Here is a 21,928-nt window from a genome sequence, read left to right as displayed (position 1 = left end):
TGCTGGCGCGACGACGCAGGAAAGTGACGACGCAAGCAAGTGACGACGCAAGCAAGCCGCATGGCAGGCTGAAGGAGCGAGCGAATGGCGGAGAGTGTCGAGAAACTCGAAGACGGGATCGTCCGTTCGGCCGAGCAGGTGTCGGCCCAGGTTCGCGCGGCGAAGGAGGCGATCGCATCCGTCATCTTCGGCCAGGACCGCGTCATCGAGAACACGCTGGTCACTATTCTCTCCGGGGGGCATGCGCTGCTGATCGGCGTGCCCGGCCTTGCCAAGACCAAGCTGGTCGAGACACTCGGCGTCACGCTCGGCCTCGACGCCAAGCGCATCCAGTTCACGCCGGACCTGATGCCGTCGGACATCCTCGGCGCCGAGGTGCTGGACGAGAGCACCGCGGGCAGGCGCGCCTTCCGCTTCATTGCCGGTCCCGTGTTCGCGCAGCTCCTGATGGCCGACGAGATCAATCGCGCCAGCCCGCGCACGCAGTCGGCGCTCTTGCAGGCGATGCAGGAGCAGCACATCACCGTCGCCGGCGCGCGTCATGATCTGCCAAAACCCTTCCACGTGCTCGCGACGCAAAACCCGCTGGAGCAGGAAGGCACCTATCCGCTGCCCGAAGCGCAGCTCGACCGCTTCCTGATGGAGATCGACGTCGACTATCCCGACCGCGAGGCGGAGCGACGCATCCTGTTCGAAACCACCGGTGCCGAGGAGACGCTGGCGAAGGGCTCGATGACGGCGGACGCGCTGATCACCGCGCAGCGGCTGGTCCGCCGCCTGCCGGTCGGCGATTCCGTGGTGGAGGCGATCCTGTCGCTGGTGCGCTCGGCCCGTCCGGGCGAGGAGAGCGGCGAAGCCGGCAAGTTCATCGCCTGGGGCCCCGGCCCGCGCGCCAGCCAATCCTTGATGCTCGCCGTGCGCGCCCGCGCGCTGATCGACGGACGCCTCGCGCCCTCGATCGACGACGTGCTCGACCTCGCCGAACCTATTCTGAAGCACCGCATGGCGCTGACGTTCCAGGCGCGCGCCGAAGGCCGCACGATTCCGGACGTGATCCGGCAATTGAAGACACGGATCGGTTGATGGCCGCAGAGACCGGGCACACAGCGAAGGAGATCATTGCGATCCGACGTGCCGATGGCGAAAGCCGCACGCTCGCCGCTTCGCTGCCGCGCCTGGTGCTGGAAGCCCGCCGCGTTGCCGCCAACGTCATCCACGGCCTGCACGGCCGCCGCCGCGCCGGCTCCGGCGAAAATTTCTGGCAGTACCGCCGCTTCGTCTCCGGCGAGCCGGCGCAGAACGTCGACTGGCGCCGCTCGGCGCGCGACGATCATCTCTATGTCCGCGAGCTCGAATGGGAAGCCTCGCACACGGTCTGGATCTGGCCCGACCGCTCGCCCTCGATGGCCTTCGCCTCGAAGACCGCGCGCGAATCCAAGCTCGAGCGTACGCTGATCGTCGCCTTCGCGCTGGCCGAACTGCTGGTCGCCGGCGGCGAACGCGTCGGCATTCCCGGGCTGATGGCGCCGACCGCGAGCCGCAGCGTCATCGACAAGATGGCGCAGGCGATGCTGCATGACGATGCCGACCGCCTCAGCCTGCCGCCCTCCTTCGTTCCTTCCGCGCTCGCGGAGATCATCGTGCTGTCGGATTTCTGGTCGCCGATCTCCGAGATCAGTGCGACGCTCGCAGGGCTCTCCGGCTCCGGCGCGCATGGCACGATGGTGCAGGTCGTCGACCCCGCCGAGGAGTCGTTCCCCTATTCCGGCCGCATCGAGTTCGTCGAGCCCGAAGGATTCGGCGTGATCACCGCCGGCCGCGCCGAGAGCTGGGCGCAGGACTACACCGCGCGCCTTGCGCTGCACCGCGACCAGATCCGCGCCGAGACCTCGAGGCTGGACTGGCTGTTCACGACCCATGCGACCGACCGCTCCGCCGCCGAGCTGCTGCTGTATCTGCACGCCGGCATGCAGGTGAGCAAATCGGGCGCGCGCACCACGACGATCAAGGCGGGGCCGGCCGCATGATGGGATTGCCGCTCGCTTTCACCGAACCGCTGCTCCTGATCGGCCTCATCAGCCTGCCGGTGCTGTGGTGGCTGTTGCGCGTGATGCCGCCGCGGCCGCGCCGGATCGAGTTTCCGCCGACCCGCCTGTTGTTCGACATCGCACAGCGCGAGGAGACGCCGTCGCGGACGCCGTGGTGGCTGACTGCGCTCCGCCTTTTGGCTGCGGCCCTCGTCATTTTCGCCGCCGCCGGACCGATCTGGAATCCGCAAGTCGGCGCCGCCGGCAGCAAGGCGCCACTGATGATCATGTTCGACGACGGCTGGAGCGCGGCCTCGAACTGGGACATCAGGATCAGGGCCGCGGACGAGTTGATCGCCAATGCCGATAATGACCGCCGCGCCATCGCGCTGGTGCCGCTGTCCGAGCCGAATCGCGACATCACCCTGATGCCGGCGGGTGCCGCGCGCGTCGCGCTGCGCCAGCTTGCGCCAAAGCCCTATTCGATCGACCGCGTCGAGACGCTCACCGCGGTCGATCGCTTCCTGAAAGCCACCGGCGATTGCGAGATCGCCTGGCTGTCCGACGGCGTCGACGCCGGCCGCGGCGAGGAGTTCGTGGCTGGCCTCGGCAAGACCATCGGCGATCGCAGCCTGACCATCTTCGAAGGCGGCACGTCCTCGCCGCTGGCGCTGGTCGCGGCCGAGAACGCCGCGGCGAAGATGACGGTGAAGGTGCTGCGCACCGACAGCGGCATTGCGGTGGGCACCGTGCGCGCGCTGGACCAGAAGGCCTCGCCGATCGGCGAAGCGCGCTTCTCGTTCGGCCCGCAGGACAATGAGACCGACGCCGCGTTCGACCTGCCGGTCGAGCTGCGCAACGACATCACGCGGCTCGAGATCTCGGGCGAGCGCTCGGCCGGTGCGGTGCAGCTGCTCGACAAGCGCTGGCGCCGCCGTGCCATCGGCATCGTCTCGGGGGCGACCAGCGAGACCGCGCAGCCGCTGTTGGCGCCGACCTTCTATCTCACCCGCGCGCTGGCGCCGTTCGCCGACGTACGCCTCGCCGACAAGGGTTCGCCACAGCAGGGCATCACGCAGTTCCTGGACCAGAAGCTGCCGATGATCATCCTCGCCGATGTCGGCACCATCGCGCCTGAAATCCGCGAGCGTCTCAATGCCTGGATCGACCAGGGCGGCGTGCTGGTGCGGTTCGCAGGGCCCCGCCTGGCGCAGGCCGAAGACGATCTCGTGCCGGTCAAGCTGCGCAAGGGCGGCCGCACGCTCGGCGGCAGCCTGACCTGGGAGAAGCCGCAGCATCTCGCCTCTTTCGCCGCCGACGGCCCGTTCGCCGGCGTCGTGGTCCCCAAGGATGTCACCGTGAGCCGCCAGGTGCTGGCCGAGCCCGACGCGGTGCTCGCGACCAAGAGCTGGGCCTCGCTCGAAGACGGCACGCCGCTGGTGACCGGCGAGCATCGCGGCAAGGGCATCGTCAGCCTGTTCCACGTCAGCGCCGACATGCGCTGGTCGGATCTGCCGATGTCGGGCATCTTCGTCGAAATGCTCCGGCGGGTCGTCGACATGTCCGGCTACACCACCAAGCCCGGCGCCGGTGTTGCCAGCGAGGCGACCACTGAAACGGTGGCGCCGCTGCACATCCTCGACGGCTTTGGCGCCTTCGGCCCGCCGCCGGCGACCGCAAAGCCATTGCCTGCGGACTATCGCGACCGCGCCACCCCCGATCATCCGCCCGGCTTCTACGGTCCGGCAGAAGGACCGCTCGCCGTGAACACGCTTGCCAGCGCCGACCGCATCGCAGCCCTGAACACCGCGAGCCTGCGCGCCCGGCACGCCACCTACACCAATGCCGAGCCGCGCGATTTGCGCGGCTGGCTGCTCTCGACCGCGCTCGGGCTGTTCCTGATCGACGCCATCATCGTCGCGCTGCTCGGCGGCGGCCTCGCCGCGCTGCTGCGCCGCCGCGCCGCGCCTGCGGTGATCCTGCTCGGCCTCGTGCTTGCGGGTCTCACTGTGCTGTCGCCGGCGCCGTCACGCGCCGACAGCGCATCCGACGAGTTCGCGATGAAGGCGGTGTCGCAGACCCGCCTCGCCTATGTCGTCACCGGCAATGCCGACGTCGATTCCATCGTCAAGGCCGGCCTCACCGGACTGACGCTGTTCCTGGCGCAGCGCACCGCGCTGGAGGCCGGCGATCCCGTCGGCATCGATCCCGCGCGCGACGAGCTCGCCTTCTTCCCGCTGATCTACTGGCCGATCGTGCCCGGCGCGCCCAAGCCGCCGCAGGACGCCATCAACAAGATCGACGCCTACATGAAACAGGGCGGCACCGTGCTGTTCGACACCCGCGACGCCTATGAGGCGCCGCCCGGCGATAGTGGCGCCTCGCAGACGCCGGGCATGCGGGCCTTGCGCGACATCCTGTCCTCACTCGACGTGCCTGAGCTCGAGCCGGTGCCGCGCGAGCACGTGCTAACCAAGACCTTCTACCTGCTGCGCGACTTCCCCGGCCGCTTCAACACCGGCCAGACCTGGGTCGAGACCCTGCCGCGCGACGAGGACGAGGACAGCGCGCAGCGTCCGGCGCGCGGCGGCGACGGCGTCTCGCCGATCATCATCACCTCGAACGATCTTGCCGGCGCCTGGGCCGTGCGCCCCGACGGCCAGTACATGCTGCCGGTGACCAGCGGCGACACCCGCCAGCGCGAATTCGCCTACCGCGCCGGCGCCAACATCGTGATGTACACGCTGACCGGCAACTACAAGGCCGACCAGGTGCACGCACCGGCCCTGATCGAACGGTTGGGGCAATAGGATGCGCGTGACGAGCTTGAACCACACACCTCGTCATTCCGGGATGGTCCGAAGGACCAGACCGCAGGTGCGCATTGCGCACCGGGGAATCTCGAGCTTCCGGGTTCGCCTCTTCGAGGCGCTCCGGAATGACGTTGATAGGTCTGTCTGATGAATTACGGCATCGCGTTCACGCCGCTTGTTCCCGCGATCGTCCTGTGGCTCGCACTGGCCGCGATCGTCGTCATCGCCATCCTGCTGCTGGTGGCGCGTGCGCGCGGTGCGGCCGTGCGTGTCGCCGCGCTGGCGCTGTTCCTGCTGGCGCTCGCCAATCCCTCCTTCACCCGCGAGGACCGCGATCCCCTCACCTCGGTCGCGGCCATCGTCGTCGACAAGAGCCCGAGCCAGAATTTCGGCAACCGCAATCGCGAGGCCGCCCAGGCCCAGGAAGCGCTGGTCGACAGCCTGAAGAAGATCAAGGGCCTGGACGTCCGCGTCGTCGACGCCGGACAGGCCGACGGCGAGACCGACGGCACAAGATTGTTCGGCGCCCTCGCCTCGGCGCTGTCGGACGTGCCGGTCGATCGCGTCGCCGGCGCGTTCCTGATCACCGACGGCCGCGTCCACGACATCCCCGCGAGCGCCGCCGCGCTCGGCTTCCAAGCGCCCGTGCACGCGCTGATCACCGGACAGAAGGACGAGCGCGACCGCCGCATCGCGATCACCGCGGCGCCGCGCTTCGGCATCGTCGGCCAGATGCAGACCATCAGCTACCGGCTCGACGACCAGGGCGTTTCCGGCGAGCGCGCCAGGGTCACGGTGCGTCGCGACGGCGAGGTCATCAACGAGCGCACGCTCTCGAGCGGCCAGACCGCAAGCGTCGACGTCGACATCAAGCATGCCGGCCCGAACATCGTCGAGATCGAGGCCTCGCCGCTCGAGCGGGAGCTGACGCCGGTCAACAACCGCGCCGTCGTCGCCATCGACGGCGTGCGCGACAAGCTGCGCGTGCTGCTGGTCTCGGGCGAGCCGCATTCCGGCGAGCGCACCTGGCGCAACCTCCTGAAGTCCGACGCCAGCGTCGACCTCGTGCACTTCACGATTCTAAGGCCGCCGGAGAAGCAGGACGGCACGCCGATCAACGAATTGTCGCTGATCGCGTTTCCGACCCGCGAGCTGTTCCAGCAGAAGATCAACGAATTCCAGCTGATCATCTTCGACCGCTACGCCCGCCAGGGCGTGCTGCCGATCGCCTATTTCGACAACATCGCGCGCTATGTGCGCGCCGGCGGCGCGGTGCTGGTCTCGGCCGGGCCCGACTACGCCTCCAACACCAGCATCTGGCGCACGCCGCTGGATTCGGTGCTACCGGCCGAGCCGGTCGGCGTGACCGAAAAACCGTTCTATGCGCATCTGTCCGACCTCGGCAAACGCCATCCGGTCACGCGCGGGCTGGAGGGCTCGGGATCCGAGCCGCCGCGCTGGAGCCGTTTCTTCCGCACCGTCGACACGCGCAATTCCGTCAACCCGCCGGTGATGACGGGCCTCGACGGCAAGCCGCTGCTGTTCCTGTCGCGCTTCGGCGAGGGGCGTGTTGCGCTTCTGCTCTCCGACCACATCTGGCTGTGGGCGCGCGGCTATGAGGGCGGCGGCCCGCATCTCGATCTGCTCAGGCGGATGTCGCACTGGCTGATGAAGCAGCCGGACCTCGACGAGGAAGCGCTCCGCCTCCAGGTGCAGGGCAAGAATCTCGTCGTGGTTCGCCAGACCATGTCGGACAGCGTCCAGCCTGTCAGCGTGACCTCGCCGTCGGGCGTGTCGCAGGACCTGACGCTGAGCGCGGGCGATCCCGGCGAGTGGCGCGCCAGCCTGCCGGCGAACGAGCTCGGCCTGTGGCAGGCGACCGACGGCACGCTGAAGGCGCTCATCAATGTTGGCCCGACCAATCCGAAGGAGTTTTCGGAGGTCACCTCCACCACCGAGACATTGAGGCCGCTGACGCAGGCGACCGGCGGCAATGCCGTGCGCGTCGTCGACGGCAACAGCGTCGAGCTGCCGCGCATCGTGCCCTCGCGCTCGGCGAGCGTGTTCGCCGGCGACGGCTGGATGGGCGTGCGCATGCGCGACGCCAGCGTCGTGAAGGGCGTCGGCGTGCTGCCGATCTTCGCCGGCCTGATCGGCCTGCTGCTGCTGCTCGGCGCGTTTGCGGCGACGTGGGCGCGCGAGGGGCGCTAGTTGCCCGAAGGACACATCGGGCCGGCTGCCTGCACACGCAGCCCGCCCTGCCGTTGACATCCACGGACCGATCGCGCGATGTTACATTATAACATCGCGACGCCCTAGGGATTGGCGTCTCGCGATGCGGGGTGGCGTCTGCAGATGAAGTGGTTCCGGTCGCATATCAGGCACGGTGCCCGGCTCGCGTTGTTCGCGATGCTGGTGCAATTCGGGCTGACCTTCGGCCACAGCCACTGGTTCGCCCAGGCGGCCCCCCTCACCTCGCTCCAGCAGACGGACAACGCGAAGGCGGTCGCCTCGGTTGACCGTGCGGCGGTCCAGGAGCAATCGCCCTCTGCTCCAGATCGCGAGCAGCCGGGCGACGACAATTGCGCGATCTGCGCCGTGGTCGCGATGGCGGGCACGGTCCTGTTCGCGACGCCGCCGCTTCTGCAGCTGCCGCAGGCGATCGAGCTGCTCCATCGCACCACTGATGCCGAATTCATCCATCTGAAATCGGCCGGCACGGCGTTCCAGCCGCGCGCCCCTCCCGCGTCCTGACTTCCAACATTGCGTGATCACGCCCGGACCCGCCGCTTTCGGGCGATCGTCCGGGAAAAGTTGAAGTCGAATTCCGTCGCGCTGCGACGGCAGGCCGCCTCCGATCAGCACACCAATATGCGGACGGCGCCTGAGTGGAATCAGGACCATGTCATTTGAATTGCGACGTGCGCAGCGTCTTGCCGGAGCGAGCCTGCTCCTGCTCGGCGCCGCCGCCACATCGGCGCTCGCCCAAGAACCCGCACAGGCACCTGCGCAACCGCCTGCGCAAGACAAGTCGTCGACGGAGATCCCGGCCGTCACCGTGACGGCGCCGAGCCCGATCGTGCGCCGGGTGGTGCCGACCCGCAGCCCGGTTCGTGTCGCGCGCACAGGACGCGCGCGCAGCCAGCAGCGCACGGCGGAAGCGACGCCGGCAGCGCCCGCGACGGCCGCGCCTCAGCAGGGCGTGCTGCCAATCGTGACCAACCAGTTCGCGACCGTCACCGTGGTGCCGAACGACGAGATCCGCCGCGAGGGCGGCGGCCAGCTCGGCGATCTCCTGTTCTCCAAGCCCGGCATCACCGGCTCGAGCTTTGCGCCCGGCGCCTCCAGCCGTCCGATCATCCGGGGTCTCGACGTCAACCGCGTCGGCATCGTCGAGAACGGCACCAATGGCGGCGGCGCCTCCGACCTCGGCGAGGACCATTTCGTTCCCATTGATACACTCGCGACCAACCAGGTCGAAGTGGTCCGCGGGCCGGCGGCGCTGCGCTACGGCTCGACCTCGATCGGCGGCGTCGTCAGCGCCACCAACAACCGCATTCCGGATGCGCTGCCTTCCTGCGCACCGTCGTTCCAGACCTACGGCCTGCCGACCAAGGCCCCGCTCGCATCAGCCGCGACATCGCCTTGCGTCACCGCCGAGACGCGCACCGCGTTCAGCTCGGTCGATCGCGGCGTCGAGAGCGGCGTGCTGCTCGATACCGGCGGCGGCAATTTTGCCTTCCATGCCGATGCCTATGGCCGCACGACCTCGGACTATGCGATCCCGAGCTATCCCTATCTGAACGACCAGACGCGGCCCGTGAACGGGCGCCAGCCGAACTCGGCGACGCGCTCGGACGGCGCCTCGATCGGCGGCTCCTATTTCTTCCAGGGTGGCTATATCGGCGCGGCGATCACGCAGAACGACTCGCTCTACCACATCCCCGGCATCGACGGCGCCGACCACCTCACGCGGATCGACGGCCACCAGACCAAGATCAACGTCAAGGGCGAGTACCGCCCTGATGCTGCCGCGATCGACACGATCCGCTTCTGGGCCGGTGCGACCGACTATCGGCACAACGAGATCGGCCTTGCCGATCCCGCCGATCTCAACAGCGATGGCATCAGGCAGACCTTCACCAACAAGGAGCAGGAGATCCGCACCGAAGTGCAGCTGACGCCGTTCAACGCGCGCTTCGCCGAGGTGACCACGGCGCTCGGCTTCCAGGCCGGCCATCAGGAATTGACCGCGCCGAGCCCGGACGATCCGGGCAGCCCACTGAACGGATTGTGGGACCCAAACAAGAACGACAGGGTCGCCGGTTACGTCTTCAACGAGCTGAAATTCAGCGAGACCACCAAGGCGCAAATTGCCGGACGCATCGAGCATGTCAATCTCTCCGGGACGACGCCGGCATTCATACCTCCCGTGTTCGACGTCAATATCGACCCTGCCAGTATTGGTCCTGCCACGCCGCGGAACCTGCACTTCACGCCCAAGAGTGCGAGCATTGGCCTGCTCCAGGATCTGCCGTGGGGTCTGGTTGCCAGCGTTACCGGTCAATACGTCGAGCGAGCGCCGAAACCGGCAGAGCTCTTTTCGCGCGGCGCGCACGACGCGACCGCTACCTTCGACATCGGCAATCCGGACCTCGGCATCGAAACGGCGAAATCGATCGAGGTCGGCCTGCGGCGGGCGACAGGGCCATTCCGATTCGAACTCACCGGCTACTACACGAGGTTCAACGGCTTCATCTTCCGCCGATTGACTGGCAACACGTGCGACGAGGCGGCCTGTGTGGACATCGCCAATCCGGATCAGCTTGAGCTGCAGCAAGCGAGATATTCGCAGCGTGACGCCATCTTCCGCGGCGGCGAATTCCAGTCGCAGCTCGACGTCGGCGCGTTCCATGGCGGCATCTGGGGCATCGAGAACCAGCTCGACGCGGTGCGCGCCACCTTCACCGACGGCACCAACGTGCCGCGCATTCCGCCGGTGCGGATCGGCGGCGGCGTGTTCTGGCGCGACGACAACTGGCTGATGCGCGTCAACCTCTTGCACGCCTTCGCGCAGAACAACGTCGCGGTGATCGCGGAAACGCCGACGCCGGGCTACAATTTGCTGAAGGCCGAGGTGAGCTACAAGACCAAGCTCGATCGCAACTGGTTCGGGGCGCGCGAGATGATTGCCGGCATCGTCGGCAACAATCTCCTCAACGAGAGCATCCGCAACTCGGTGTCCTACACCAAGGACGAGGTGTTGATGCCCGGCATCGGCGTGCGGGCGTTCGCGAACTTCAAGTTCTAAAGCGCGATGAGATTTGAATGAATCGTCATCGCGCTTCCGCGCGATGATCACGCTCAAGCAAAGCCGAAGCGTGTTGACCAACCTGAATTCAACGCGCTTTGGCCCAAGCAGCCGTTTCGGGAGCATCCTCCGCCGCCTCCTGGAACAGGACGGCAAACAGCAGGCTCCACAGCGTCAGGAGAGAAATGGGGATGGTGTAGTATGGCGTCGCGATCGGATAGGTGAAAAAGAAAGCGAGATTGATCACCAGATTGGCGATCGTGAGCTGCGCGACACGGCGGACGCCGTTCGCCTGCCGCAGCAGGCAGATCGCCCCCGCAATTCCGATGACGAGCAACAACGTCTGGAGCGGGTCGGCGAGATAGTCCCGGACCACTGCGAACGAAAAATCGAGTGGCCTGACATCGGGATTGTTGCCGTAGGTCGACGCGAACGGACTGCCGGCATTGACGGCATAAGAAACGATGGTCGGCATCACACCGGCCAGCAACGCGATGCCGAACACGGCTCCTTGCAAGAACCGGGACACCGTGCGTTCTGCAAGGAACGCGACCAGGAGGAACATTCCATAGCCGGACGCCAGGAAGAGGTTGGCCAACCGGAAATCGACTGTCAATCCGAGCAAGAAGCCGATGGACGCCAACAGCCCGATCCTCGGTTGAGATTGCGGGCTCGCCAGCCATCGCGCGGTGAGACATCCTGCGAGCGCACACACGACGACCGTCGGTGCCATCGAGTAGCTCGCCTTGACCGGATTGACCATCAGGTAGATTGCAAGACAGCCGAACGTTCCAGCCAGCAGGATCGACCTCGTGGTGCGCGCGACAGAAAGGGCAAACAGCGCGAAGCCGAAGACGACAACGGTCGCCATCATGTACATGGGGACGACCTGGTGACCTCTCGGAAATAGCGCCAACACGAGGCCGACACCCGGCGGGTACTGGATGACGACCTTCCCTGTCGCCGGCATCAAGTTGTGACAGGGTGCCTCAGTCGTATCGTCCCACCTCGGGTAGTCGATCTCCTTCAGCTTTGCTTTCAGATAGCCATCGTCGTCGAGGGCGAGGTTGGTGTCGAAGCCTCGCACCAGCCCGAACCTCTGAAACAGATGCGCCTGCCGCAGGTAGCAGATGTCGTCGTAGACGCCGCGAGCCTCATTCCATCGCAACATGGTCCAGAAATGGCCGACCAGCACCGCGACAAACAGGACGGCGAAGATGACTTTGCTCGTGCCGGTTCGCTTCATTGGATCATGCCGCGGCGGGAGGTGCTGGCTCCGCTTCAGCGGAATGCAAGGTAGAGATTGGACGATAACGGGCCGAGCGACAAGCCGGTGTAACCTACCGCCGCCGACTTGGCGATCAGCGCGGTGAACGCCAGCAGCCGTTTTCGTGTCATCAGGATCAGGTTCTGCTCGTCGGTCCATTCCGACTTGCCGGTGATCATGCACGCTATCCTGAAAGTGCCATCCAGGTAGTGCGCCAGCGGGATGGCCGTGTGGTGCTCGACCGGAAAGAACCTGTTGGGCACCGTGATGAACACCCTCCTCGCAACCCGGCAAAGCTCCTTGACCAGCAGCACCTGATTTTGGTGGCTTCCGGCATGCTCGAGCACAGCATTGGACGTCGCGACATCGAATTCGTTGTCGGCAAACGGCAACCGTGTATTCGGCTCGATCTGCACGTAGCGGCAAAGCGGAAAAGCCGCCTTGAACCCGACTCCCTCGCCGAGCCCGCAGGCTGTGATCTTGTGCTGATGCGGGTAGCTTCTTTCCAGCACGTTTGCGCCGTCGTTGATCACGTCGGACACGCCGACGTCCAGGATCTCGTCCGACGCAGACGGCTGCATGTGAGCGATGAAATCCTGGAATATGCGGTCGCGCGCCGCGACGAGCAGCTTTTCCGCCGTGCTCCCGGACGCCACCTCCCGGTAATATTGCTGATCGACCGGCACTACCTTACCTCACGTGATCTGCAAAGCGATGGCGCGTCAGGTTGGCGTCTTGCTCCAGTCCGGACCGACCGGCCCCGATACGCCTTCGAACGCGCCCTCGACGAGTTCGAGGATGAGGAGCCGAGCGTAATCGACCGGGCCCGGCATCGTGACTCGCCCCTTCGGCACCGGCTTGAAGCCGACGCGGCTGTAATAGGGCTCGTCGCCGACCAGCAGCACCAGGCGGTGGCCCTGCGCCTTTGCATCCTTCAGCGCGCGCTCGAGCAGCTTCCGGCCGACGCTGCGGCCGCGGAACGGAGGTTCGACCGTCAGGGGCCCGAGCAGCAGCGCCGGCGTGTCGCCGACGCAGATCGGCAATTGCCGCACGGATCCGACCAGCAACGTCCCGATACGGGCGGTGAAGGACAGTTCGAGCACGTGATCCACGTGCTCGCGGATGCGGTAGGCGCTCAGCACATAGCGGCCGGGTCCGAAGGTGCGTTCGTGCAGCCGCTCGATCGCCTGAGCATCGCCGGCAACTTCCGGCAGGATAGTGAGTGAGAGATCGTTCATCGCCTCAATGCGTCTTCAAGCGGAGTCATCGTCGCGTCGGGAAAAAATGGTCGGCCGGCGTGGGCGGGATATCACCTCGGAGGGCGGTGGTCCATGGGATTAGGCCCGCCTCAGAGGCGATTTCAGTTCCTCCCGAGCGGCGGTTGGGACAGATAGGCGAGCATCTTCATTTCCCGCCGGCCCCGCGTCACGGTGTCGAGCACGAGCCCCGACGAAGCCGAAAGCAGCGCCATGATCATCAGCCCCATGGAGAGCACGGCGGTCGGGAGGCGCGGCACGAGGCCGGTTTCGAGGAAGGTGATCACGATAGGCAGTCCGAGAGCTATCGACAGCAGCGCGAAGACGATGGCGATCGCCGAAAAGAAGCGCAGTGGTCGCTCCGATCGGTTGAGCTTCAGCATCGTATAGAAGATGCACAAACCATCCTGCCAGGTATTGAGCTTGGAGAAGGAACCTTCCGGTCGCGCGTAATAGGGCGTCTCGATCTCGGCGGCGGGGAGCGACAATTCCAGCGCATAGACCGCAAATTCGGTCTCGATCTCGAAACCGTCGGACAAAACGGGGAAGGATTTGACGAAGCGGCGCGAAAAGACGCGGTAACCGGACAGCATGTCCTTGAAGGCGTGGCCGAACGTCGATGCCAGGAAACCGGTGAACAGCCGGTTGCCCATGCGATGACCGCGCCGGTAGGCCGCTTGCGATCGATCGACACGCAGTCCCACAACCATATCCAGATGCTCATCGAGGAGCTTGTCGATCATACGCGGCGCGCTCGGCGCGTCGTAGGTCGCATCTCCATCGACGAGCACGTAGATGTCCGCCTCGACGTCCGCGAACATGCGGCGCACGACGTGGCCTTTGCCCTGGCACCGTTCGCTGCGCACGATCGCTCCGGCCTCGCGCGCGATCGCCGCGGTACGGTCGGTCGAGTTGTTGTCGTACACGTAGACTTCGGCCGCAGGCAGTGCCTTGCGGAAATCGGCGACGACCGTCGCGACGGCGGCTTCCTCATTGTAGCAGGGAACCAGCACGGCGACCCGAAATGGCCATGAGCTCGTCGCTTCAGACAATCTCCATCCCTCATCCATACGTCGAGACTGCAGACGCCGTGATTACTAGCACAGGCCGCCCTCACCGCCACGTCGCAATCAGCGGCCGGCCATCCAGCACCTCCGCGATTCTCTGCCTTGTGCCGAGCGTGGTCCCCTCGGGCAGCGCATTGATCGCGAAGAACCCGCATTCGGCGATCTCGTGGTTGGGCTCGGGCAGCCGATCCTGCCTGAACTGCCTGACGACGTAGACCGCGACGTGGTCGCGGCGGGAGACATGGCTGTTGAGGAAGATGCCGTGCAGCAAGGGCTCGCCGGTCAGATCGATGTCGCCCTCCTCCTTGAGCTCGCGCCGCATCGCCTGCTCCATGGTCTCACCGAGATCGACGCCGCCGCCGGGCAGATACCAGCCGCTGATGTAGCTGTGCCTGACCAGGAACACCCGGTTCTCGGCGTCCAGCACCACGGCGCGGACGCCGAGGGTCATGCCGCGCACCAGCAGGAAATAGGCGTGGAAGATCCGCCGCAGCAGCGGGTCGAATTTGCGTCGAACGCGGTTCAGACGATCCCCCATCAGGCTCCCAACAGGCCCCTGTCGGGACCACGCTTGCACAGTCCTTTCGACCTTGCCATTACAGTGGACGAATAGCGAGGCAATCGCGCGCCATGGCCCCCTTCACGCTCGCCCATCTGTCCGACCCGCATCTGGCGCCGCTGCCGAAACCGCGGCTGGTCGAGCTCGCCGGCAAGCGCGCGCTCGGCTACGTCAACTGGACGCGCAACCGCCACAAGTACCAGCGCCGCGAGGTGCTCGACGCACTCGTTGCCGACATGAAGGCGCAGGCGCCCGACCACATCGCGGTGACAGGCGATCTCGTCAATCTGGCGCTGGAGGCCGAGTTCGCTCCCGCGCGCGCCTGGCTCGACGAGGTCGGGCCGCCCGACCGCGTCACCACGATTCCCGGCAATCACGACGCCTATGTCCGCGCCACCTTTCATCGCTTCGGCGAGACCTTTGCGCCCTATCTTGCGGGCGACGACGGCCGCATCGGCTTCCCGTCCGTGCGACGGCGCGGGCCGCTGGCGCTGATCAGCCTGTCGACGGCGGTGCCGACCCTGCCGCTGATGGCAACGGGCACGCTCGGGCGCAATCAGCTCGCCGCGCTCGCCGAGGTCCTCGAGCGGCTCGCGGCCGAAGACGTCTTCCGCGTGCTGCTGGTGCATCATCCCCTGAAGTCCGCCGCGCGCCAGAAGCGGATGACGGACTCTGCCGATCTTTTGGCGCTGTTGAAGCGCCACGGCGTCGAGCTGATCCTGCACGGGCACGACCACATTCATTCGACGATGTGGTTCGAGGGTCCCAACGGCAACATTCCGGCGCTGGGCGTGCCCTCGGCCTCCGCGCTCGCGCACGGACGCTATCCGGCGGCGGCGTACAACCTTTTCAGAATCGAGAAGGACAATGCCGGCTGGCGCTGCGAGCAGACGGTGCGGGCGCTGGGGGCGGGATTCCAGATTGGGCAGATCAAGCAGGCGAGGTTGATCTAGTTGGCAGTCATTCCGGGCCAGATCCAGCGGTGATCCGTAGCCCGGATGGAGCGCAGCGTAATCCGGGACAGTGCATCTGTAGCGACAGGTTTCCCGGATTGCGCTTCGCTCCATCCGGGCTACGGGAGCGTCCTCACCAGCTCCGCAAAACCGCCAGCACGGCGACGCCGAACAAGGCGGCGGCGCCGAGGATGAAGCCGAATACGAACGGCCAGATCCGCGAGCGGCGCGGCGGCGCGGCGGCCGGGGCTTGTGGTTCGGGCGGGACCACCATCGCATGCTCGCGCTCGATCATGCGGCGGGCGACATAGTCGGTGACGGCCTCGACGATCACAGCCGTGTCGTGCGATTCGGCGAGCACGATGCGACCGAAGCGGGTGTCCTGGACGAAGCGGTACATCCGCTTGTCGCGCCCCATCATGATGTGCGCGACGACATCGATCCAGAGTCTCGGCGTGTCGCCCTGGCTGATGCCGCGGTCGAACAGATCGATTTGCTCCGGGACCTGCGCGAACAGCGGATCGAGCGCATCGTTGAGGATCTCCAGCCGCGCCACCTCGGCGTCGCGCAAGTCGACGACGACGCCGGTCCGGTCGGCGGCCTCGATCCGTGCACGCAGCAGCGCATCGCGCAGCCGCACCGGGCGCGGCTGGCTGGGATGGGTCCCGCTGGTCTCGGGCTCTGACATTGTCGGCCTCGTCCTCGACTTATCCCCGTTAACCTATCAGCAACCAAGCTGCCCGCAAAGGCCTCATAATTCCAGATACTTACGGCACCCACAGGCGCGTGACTTGTGCCAAAAACAGACGATCCCACCCAGGCAGAGCCTGGATGGGACCATCCGTCCTTGGACGTCTTCTTAATTCAGGTCAGCAGGTAAGGCCCTCAGGCCGAGACGCGCGACGGCTCTTCCACGATCGAGAAGCGGACGCCTGCCTTGTGGCGGCTCTCTTCCGACACCTCACGCCAGCAGTCCTCGGCTTCCTTGCGGGTCTTGAACGGACCTTTGACCTGGGCCGAGCCTTCCACGAGCTTGTGGAAGTTCATCGAACCGAACTCGCCGCCGATCACCCAGAAATTGCTGCCTTTGGTCATTGTCAGTCTCCTCTCGAACTGCGCGATGCGTTAGCCGAACTGGTTCATGGTGTTGTGGGCGCCGCCCGCCTTCAGGGCAGCCTCACCGGCGAAGTACTCCTTGTGGTCGTCGCCGATGTCGGAGCCGGCCATGTTCTGGTGCTTCACGCAGGCGATGCCCTGACGGATCTCGGCGCGCTGGACGTTCTTGACGTAGCCCAGCATGCCCTGCTCGCCGAAATACTCGCGGGCGAGATTGTCGGTCGAGAGCGCGGCCGTGTGATAGGTCGGCAGCGTGATCAGGTGGTGGAAGATGCCGGCGCGCTTGGCCGAATCCGCCTGGAAGGTGCGGATGCGCTCGTCGGCTTCCTTCGCCAGCGGCGTATCGTCGTACTCCGCCTTCATCAGTTCGGCACGGTTGTACTTGCTGACGTCCTGGCCCGCCTCCTTCATCGCGTCGTAGACCTGCCAACGGAAGTTGAGGGTCCAGTTGAACGACGGCGAGTTGTTGTAGGCGAGCTTGGCGTTCGGCACGACCTTGCGGATGCGGTCGACCATGCTGGCGATCTGCTCGATATGCGGCTTCTCGGTCTCGATCCAGAGCAGGTCGGCGCCGTTCTGCAGCGAGGTGATGCAATCGAGCACGCAGCGGTCTGCACCGGTGCCGGGGCGGAACTGGTAGAGGTTGGAGGGCAGCCGCTTCGGACGCATCATCTTGCCGTTGCGGTTGATGATGACGTCGCCGTTGCGGGCGTTCTCCGGCGTCACTTCCTCGCAATCGAGGAAGCTGTTGTACTGATCGCCGATGTCGCCCGGCTTGTGGCTGACGGCGATCTGCTGCGTGAGGCCAGCGCCGAGCGAATCGGTGCGGGTCACGACGATGCCGTCTTCGATGCCGAGCTCGAGGAAGGCATGACGGCAGGCGCGGATCTTCGCAAGGAAGACGTCATGCGGCACGGTGACCTTGCCGTCCTGGTGGCCGCACTGCTTCTCGTCCGAGACCTGGTTCTCGATCTGCAGCGCGCAGGCGCCCGCCTCGATCATCTTCTTGGCGAGCAGATAGGTCGCCTCCGCGTTGCCGAAGCCGGCATCGATGTCGGCGATGACGGGGACGACATGGGTCTGGAAGTTGTCGATCTTCTCGATCAGCTCCTTCTCGCGGGTCTTGTCGCCTTCCTTGCGCGCCTTGTCGAGGCTGCGGAAGATGTCGTTGAGCTCGCGCGAGTCCGCCTGACGCAGGAAGGTGTAGAGCTCCTCGATCAGCGCCGGCACCGAGGTCTTCTCGTGCATCGACTGGTCGGGCAGCGGTCCGAACTCGGAGCGCAGCGCCGCGATCATCCAGCCCGAGAGGTACAGGTAGGTGCGGTCGGTCTTGCCACCGAAGTGCTTCTTGACCGAGATCAGCTTCTGCTGCGCGATGAAGCCGTGCCAGCAGCCCAGCGACTGCGTGTACTTGGTCGGGTCCTTGTCATAGGCCGCCATGTCGGCCCGCATCAGCGCCGCGGTGTAGCGGGCGACGTCGAGGCCGGTCTTGAAGCGGTTCTGCAGGCGCATGCGTGCGACGGCCTCGGCCGTCACCCCATTCCAGGTCGGCTGGGTCTTGAGGAGCGCCTGGGCTGCCTCGATCTCGCTCTGATACGAGGCCGGACGCTGGAGCGCGTTGATGCCGCGGGGTTGATAATTCATGTGCCTATCCTTTCGCTGACGATGGCCGATGGCTGGCCATCGACATTCTTGACAATGCATTGCGAGATGCGTGTCAGGAGCTAAACGCGAAAACAGAAACTTCGTATAGATGGCTTGTTTTTTATTGGTGATGTCATGTAACATCAGAACATGTAATAGATGTTATTTTGTAAATCTTGTAAAATATAGGTCAGCGAGGCTGTCCTTCATGCGCACGGAGATCTGAGACATGGCCGCCGAGTCCGGCAAGAAACTGTTCGTCGGGCCGCGCTTCCGGCGGATCCGGCAGCAATTGGGGCTGTCGCAGACCCAGATCGCCGAGGGGCTCGGGATCTCCCCCAGCTACGTCAACCTGATCGAACGGAACCAGCGCCCGGTGACGGCGCAGATCCTGCTGCGGCTGGCCGAGACCTATGACCTCGATTTGCGCGACCTCGCCACCGCCGACGAGGACCGCTTCTTCGCCGAGCTCAACGAGATCTTCTCCGATCCCTTGTTCCGCCAGATCGACGTGCCCAAGCAGGAACTGCGCGACCTCGCCGAGCTCTGCCCCGGCGTCACCCATGCGCTGCAGCGGCTCTATGCGGCCTATACCGAGGCCCGCCAGGGCGAGACGCTGGCCGCCGCCCAGATGGCCGACCGCGATGTCGGCACGCGCTTCGAGGCCAATCCGGTCGAGCGCGTGCGCGAGCTGATCGAGGCCAACCGCAACTATTTTCCGGAACTCGAGCAGGCCGCGGAGAACCTGCGCGACGAACTGAACGTGCCGGCCGAGGGGCTGTACGCGGCGCTGGTTGCGCGACTGCGCGAAAAGCACTCGATCCAGACCCGGATCATGCCGGTGGACGTGATGCGCGAGACGCTGCGGCGTTTCGACCGCCACCGCCGACAGCTCCTGATCTCCGAGCTGGTCGACCCGCCCGGCCGCGCGTTCCAGCTCGCCTTCCAGCTCGGGCTTGGCGAATGCGCGCAAGCCCTGGAGACCATCATCGGCCGCGCCGGCCCGCTCGACGATGCGCCGCGGCGGCTGTTCCGCATCACGCTCGGCAATTACTTCGCGGCCGCGGTGATGATGCCCTACCCGGCGTTCCTCGCCGCCGCCGAAGCGCTCAACTACGACATCCACGTGCTGGCGCAGCGCTTCAATTCCGGCTTCGAGCAGGTCTGCCATCGCCTCACCACGCTGCAGCGGCCGAACGCGCGCGGCATTCCGTTCTTCCTCTTGCGCGTCGACAATGCCGGCAACGTCTCCAAACGTTTTTCGTCCGGCACGTTCCCGTTCTCGAAATTCGGCGGCACCTGTCCGCTGTGGAACGTGCACTCGACCTTCGACACGCCGGATCGCCTGCTGAAGCAGGTGATCGAGCTCTCCGACGGCACGCGCTATTTCTCGATCGCGCAGATGGTGCGCCGCCCGGTCGCGCCGCATCCGCTGCCGCAGCCGCGCTTCGCCATCGGCCTCGGCTGCGAGATCCGCCACGCCGCGCGCCTGACCTACGCCGCCGGCATGGACCTCGATAAGACGGAAGGAACGCCGATCGGCGTCAACTGCCGCCTCTGCGAGCGCGAAAATTGCGCCCAGCGCGCCGAGCCGCCGATCACGCGCACGCTGATTTTGGACGAGACGACACGGCGGGTGAGTTCGTTCGCGTTCTCGAATGCACGGGAGTTGTGAGCGCGGCTGCGCGTCCACAAACTCAGTGTCGTCCCGGCGAAGGCCGGGACCCATACTCCCAGGCGGAAGTTGTGGCGCGAGTTCGGAGTTACCTATCTTCGCCAAACCCCGGCCTGTGGTATGGGTCCCGGCCTTCGCCGGGACGACTCGTGGAGAGAGCTCGCGCCAACCCTACGCCAGCGTATGCACGATCACCGGCCCCGCCACGGCGCGGGCGTCGCCGGCGAGCAGCGGGCCGAGATCCTTCTCGATCCATGCGATGGCGCGCTTGTTCGCCTCCTCGGCCTGCTCGAACTTGTCGAAGATCGAGATCGCGGTGACCGTGTCGTCGCCGGCATAGACGACGTAGTAGGCGCGGAAACCCTCGACATCGCTGATGATCGGAACGGCGCCGTCCTTGATGCGGCGCGTCAGCTCCTCCGCACTCCCGCTTTTCGCCTTGGCCTGACGGATGGCGGCATACATGGCATCCTCCCCTTCCGGCTGTCTGGACTTTCGGGCCTGGTGCCCGGAAGCCGATGTTACGCCGAAGCGCGCCGCCAATCCACGCTTGGTTAACCCGGCCCTAATCCATCTCCGAGATCTGCAACCAACGGTTAAGCACGCCTCAACATCGGCGCCTTAGTCTCGCCTCACTCACTTTTCGCAAACAACGGCGGCCTATCCTGCCGGGCGAAAGTGACATCAGGGGGTTCATCATGCGCATTGCGTTGCTGCTGACCGCGACCATTGTCGGCGCGCTCTTTGCCAATCCATCCAGGGCCGGTTCGCTCGATGCCGACGCGGCGCAGCCGCTGCCGCCGGGCTTCCAGAGCTACCGCGGCTACATGTTCGACATATCCGAGAACCGCGATCGCAAGGATGTCGACAAGCTCACCGAGAACCTGAAGAGCCAGATCGACGTCGTCGAAGGCGTCGGCCTCTCCCCGCGCGTGCTGCGCTTCTTCCACACCGTTCCGATCGTCGCGAGCGAGCTCGCCTGCCTCGACGAAGGCGCCGCCACCGCCTGCTACGGCCGGGTCACGCCGGACATGCAGCGCACCGCACCCCGGACCTTGACGGTCTGGGACCCCGCCAAGCAGCGCTGGACCAATCCCAATGCCGTCGACCTCGCGGTCGATTCGGGCCTCGGCGTGATCATGCTGCGGCCGGACATGATGCGCTACGAGAAGGAGGCCGTGCTGCTGCACGAGATGCTGCACGCCTTCCACGCGCGGCTGCTGCCGGACGGCTACGCCAACAAGGGCGTGATCGGCTATTATGCCCTGGCCAAGTCCAAGGACATGCTGCCCAAGGAATCCTACGCGCTGAAGAACCCGATGGAGTTCTTCGCCGTGACCGCCAGCATCTTCCTCTCCGGAAAGAGCGAATTCCACGACCCGAAGTCGCGCGAGACGCTCAAGGAGAAGATGCCGGACTATTACAAATATTTGGTCGGCGTGTTCGGCTTCGACCCCGATCCGGCAGCGTCGAGCGGCCCGGTTGCCTCGTTGAAGTGAGGCGGAAACACCGCCGGGACGCACAAGAGCCGCGCAAAATGCGCGGCTTTTTTGTTTTGGGTACCGGAAGCTGCGGATGACGCCTGGCCGCCAATTGCCAAGGTGGGGCCCGATCTGCATAGTCCCGCCCGCATCGATACCGTTTTCGGAGAGGATAAGAGAACATGGCGGACGCCGACCTGGATGTCGTGATCCGGCAACTGGCCAGACAGCTGCATACGGGCCTGATGACCCGCGCCAAGGAGCGGCGGGATCGCTTCAACGGCCTCGCGGCCAAGGCCAAGGGCAAGGAGACCGGCGACCGCTTCAAGATGATGGCCAAGGCCACCATGGAGCAGGCCACCGCCGCCGCCAAGCGCCTGCAGATGTCCGCCGACAACGTCGCCGACAGCTACGCGCGGTCGATGCGGCTTGCCGCCAGCACGCCTGTCACGGTGAAGGTGGAGAAGGCGAAGGAAGAGAAGCCGGCGAAGAAGGCCGCCAAGGCGAAGAAGGCGAAAGCCAAGAAGGCGAAGTAGGCGCGAGGTCCCTTTCCTTCTCCCCTTGTGGGAGAAGGTGGCGCGAAGCGCCGGATGAGGGGTTCTCTCCACTCGTAACACCGTTCGCGCGGATAGATACCCCTCACCCGTCTCGCCGCTTCGCAGCGAGCCACCCTCTCCCGCAAGGCTACGAGATTCACACATTTCGGAGGCTCCAACCATGCTTGATGGCGTGGAACTGGGTGAGGCCTCTGATCATGAC

19 protein-coding genes are annotated in these 21,928 nt (G+C 65.7%); 10 read left to right on the top strand and 9 right to left on the bottom strand.

Annotated elements, in window-relative coordinates; translation table 11 throughout:
• The first annotated feature begins 84 nt into the window (after positions 1-84).
• The 6 genes from JQ592_RS35955 (at position 85) to JQ592_RS35930 (ending at position 10,151) form a co-directional block, all read left to right on the top strand.
• A complete protein-coding gene (locus JQ592_RS35955) occupies positions 85-1,083 on the top strand; it encodes an AAA family ATPase (protein ID WP_211407437.1) in 999 nt (332 codons plus the stop codon).
• Positions 1,083-2,027, top strand: a complete 945-nt coding sequence (locus JQ592_RS35950; RefSeq protein ID WP_211407436.1) for a DUF58 domain-containing protein — start codon at positions 1,083-1,085, stop codon at positions 2,025-2,027. Before JQ592_RS35955 ends, JQ592_RS35950 begins: the two co-directional genes overlap by 1 nt.
• Entirely contained in the window at positions 2,024-4,837 is a 2,814-nt protein-coding gene (locus JQ592_RS35945; RefSeq protein ID WP_211407435.1) for a DUF4159 domain-containing protein, read from the top strand. Before JQ592_RS35950 ends, JQ592_RS35945 begins: the two co-directional genes overlap by 4 nt.
• 150 nt (positions 4,838-4,987) lie before the next feature.
• The gene (locus JQ592_RS35940; protein ID WP_211407434.1) at positions 4,988-7,051 is read left to right on the top strand and encodes a hypothetical protein; all 2,064 of its coding nucleotides are present in this window, start codon (positions 4,988-4,990) and stop codon (positions 7,049-7,051) included.
• 144 nt (positions 7,052-7,195) lie between these two features.
• Positions 7,196-7,594, top strand: a complete 399-nt coding sequence (locus JQ592_RS35935; RefSeq protein ID WP_211407433.1) for a DUF2946 family protein — start codon at positions 7,196-7,198, stop codon at positions 7,592-7,594.
• A 148-nt stretch (positions 7,595-7,742) separates the two neighbouring features.
• Positions 7,743-10,151, top strand: coding sequence for a TonB-dependent receptor (locus tag JQ592_RS35930; RefSeq protein WP_211407432.1), 2,409 nt, complete (start codon positions 7,743-7,745; stop codon positions 10,149-10,151).
• Between the two features lie 88 nt (positions 10,152-10,239).
• On the opposite strand, the gene JQ592_RS35925 is transcribed toward JQ592_RS35930, so the two are convergent.
• The 5 genes from JQ592_RS35925 to JQ592_RS35905 form a co-directional block, all read right to left on the bottom strand.
• Positions 10,240-11,346 (bottom strand): hypothetical protein, encoded by a 1,107-nt coding sequence (locus JQ592_RS35925; protein WP_349630521.1) that lies wholly within the window; start codon positions 11,344-11,346, stop codon positions 10,240-10,242.
• Positions 11,347-11,432: 86 nt separating this feature from the next.
• A complete protein-coding gene (locus JQ592_RS35920) occupies positions 11,433-12,104 on the bottom strand; it encodes a methyltransferase domain-containing protein (RefSeq protein WP_211407431.1) in 672 nt (223 codons plus the stop codon).
• Positions 12,105-12,140: 36 nt separating this feature from the next.
• Entirely contained in the window at positions 12,141-12,656 is a 516-nt protein-coding gene (locus JQ592_RS35915; protein WP_211407430.1) for a GNAT family N-acetyltransferase, read from the bottom strand.
• 122 nt (positions 12,657-12,778) lie between these two features.
• Positions 12,779-13,726: a glycosyltransferase family 2 protein gene (locus JQ592_RS35910; protein ID WP_246820961.1), complete on the bottom strand. Its 948-nt coding sequence runs from the start codon at positions 13,724-13,726 to the stop codon at positions 12,779-12,781.
• 61 nt (positions 13,727-13,787) lie between these two features.
• The gene (locus tag JQ592_RS35905; RefSeq protein ID WP_211407428.1) at positions 13,788-14,279 is read right to left on the bottom strand and encodes an NUDIX domain-containing protein; all 492 of its coding nucleotides are present in this window, start codon (positions 14,277-14,279) and stop codon (positions 13,788-13,790) included.
• Positions 14,280-14,371: 92 nt separating this feature from the next.
• Between JQ592_RS35905 and JQ592_RS35900 the strand changes: the two genes are divergently transcribed.
• Positions 14,372-15,253 carry a metallophosphoesterase family protein gene (locus JQ592_RS35900; RefSeq protein ID WP_211407427.1) on the top strand — a complete coding sequence of 294 codons (882 nt, stop codon included), beginning with the start codon at positions 14,372-14,374 and terminating at the stop codon, positions 15,251-15,253.
• A gap of 133 nt (positions 15,254-15,386) precedes the next feature.
• Here JQ592_RS35900 and JQ592_RS35895 read toward each other — a convergent pair whose 3' ends face one another.
• The 3 genes from JQ592_RS35895 to JQ592_RS35885 all read right to left on the bottom strand — a co-directional run bounded on the left by JQ592_RS35895 (position 15,387) and on the right by JQ592_RS35885 (position 18,013).
• Positions 15,387-15,941, bottom strand: coding sequence for a hypothetical protein (locus JQ592_RS35895; protein WP_211407426.1), 555 nt, complete (start codon positions 15,939-15,941; stop codon positions 15,387-15,389).
• A 197-nt stretch (positions 15,942-16,138) separates the two neighbouring features.
• On the bottom strand, positions 16,139-16,348 hold the full coding sequence (locus tag JQ592_RS35890) for a DUF4170 domain-containing protein (RefSeq protein WP_008560963.1): 210 nt from the start codon (positions 16,346-16,348) through the stop codon (positions 16,139-16,141).
• A 30-nt stretch (positions 16,349-16,378) separates the two neighbouring features.
• Entirely contained in the window at positions 16,379-18,013 is a 1,635-nt protein-coding gene (locus tag JQ592_RS35885; RefSeq protein WP_211407425.1) for an isocitrate lyase, read from the bottom strand.
• 229 nt (positions 18,014-18,242) lie between these two features.
• Between JQ592_RS35885 and JQ592_RS35880 the strand changes: the two genes are divergently transcribed.
• Complete coding sequence (locus JQ592_RS35880; RefSeq protein WP_211407424.1) at positions 18,243-19,688, top strand: helix-turn-helix domain-containing protein; 1,446 nt, start codon at positions 18,243-18,245, stop codon at positions 19,686-19,688.
• A 171-nt stretch (positions 19,689-19,859) separates the two neighbouring features.
• Here JQ592_RS35880 and JQ592_RS35875 read toward each other — a convergent pair whose 3' ends face one another.
• Positions 19,860-20,153 (bottom strand): antibiotic biosynthesis monooxygenase, encoded by a 294-nt coding sequence (locus tag JQ592_RS35875; RefSeq protein ID WP_018648871.1) that lies wholly within the window; start codon positions 20,151-20,153, stop codon positions 19,860-19,862.
• A gap of 233 nt (positions 20,154-20,386) precedes the next feature.
• Between JQ592_RS35875 and JQ592_RS35870 the strand changes: the two genes are divergently transcribed.
• Positions 20,387-21,187, top strand: coding sequence for a hypothetical protein (locus tag JQ592_RS35870; RefSeq protein ID WP_211407423.1), 801 nt, complete (start codon positions 20,387-20,389; stop codon positions 21,185-21,187).
• 164 nt (positions 21,188-21,351) lie between these two features.
• A complete protein-coding gene (locus JQ592_RS35865; RefSeq protein ID WP_211407422.1) occupies positions 21,352-21,705 on the top strand; it encodes a hypothetical protein in 354 nt (117 codons plus the stop codon).
• The last annotated feature ends 223 nt before the right edge of the window (positions 21,706-21,928 follow it).

The sequence above is a fragment of the Bradyrhizobium iriomotense genome, from assembly GCF_018129405.1.
Lineage (GTDB): Bacteria > Pseudomonadota > Alphaproteobacteria > Rhizobiales > Xanthobacteraceae > Bradyrhizobium > Bradyrhizobium iriomotense_B.
The sequence above is the reverse complement of the archived record's forward strand: the minus strand, read 5'-3'. Positions and strand labels throughout refer to the sequence as shown.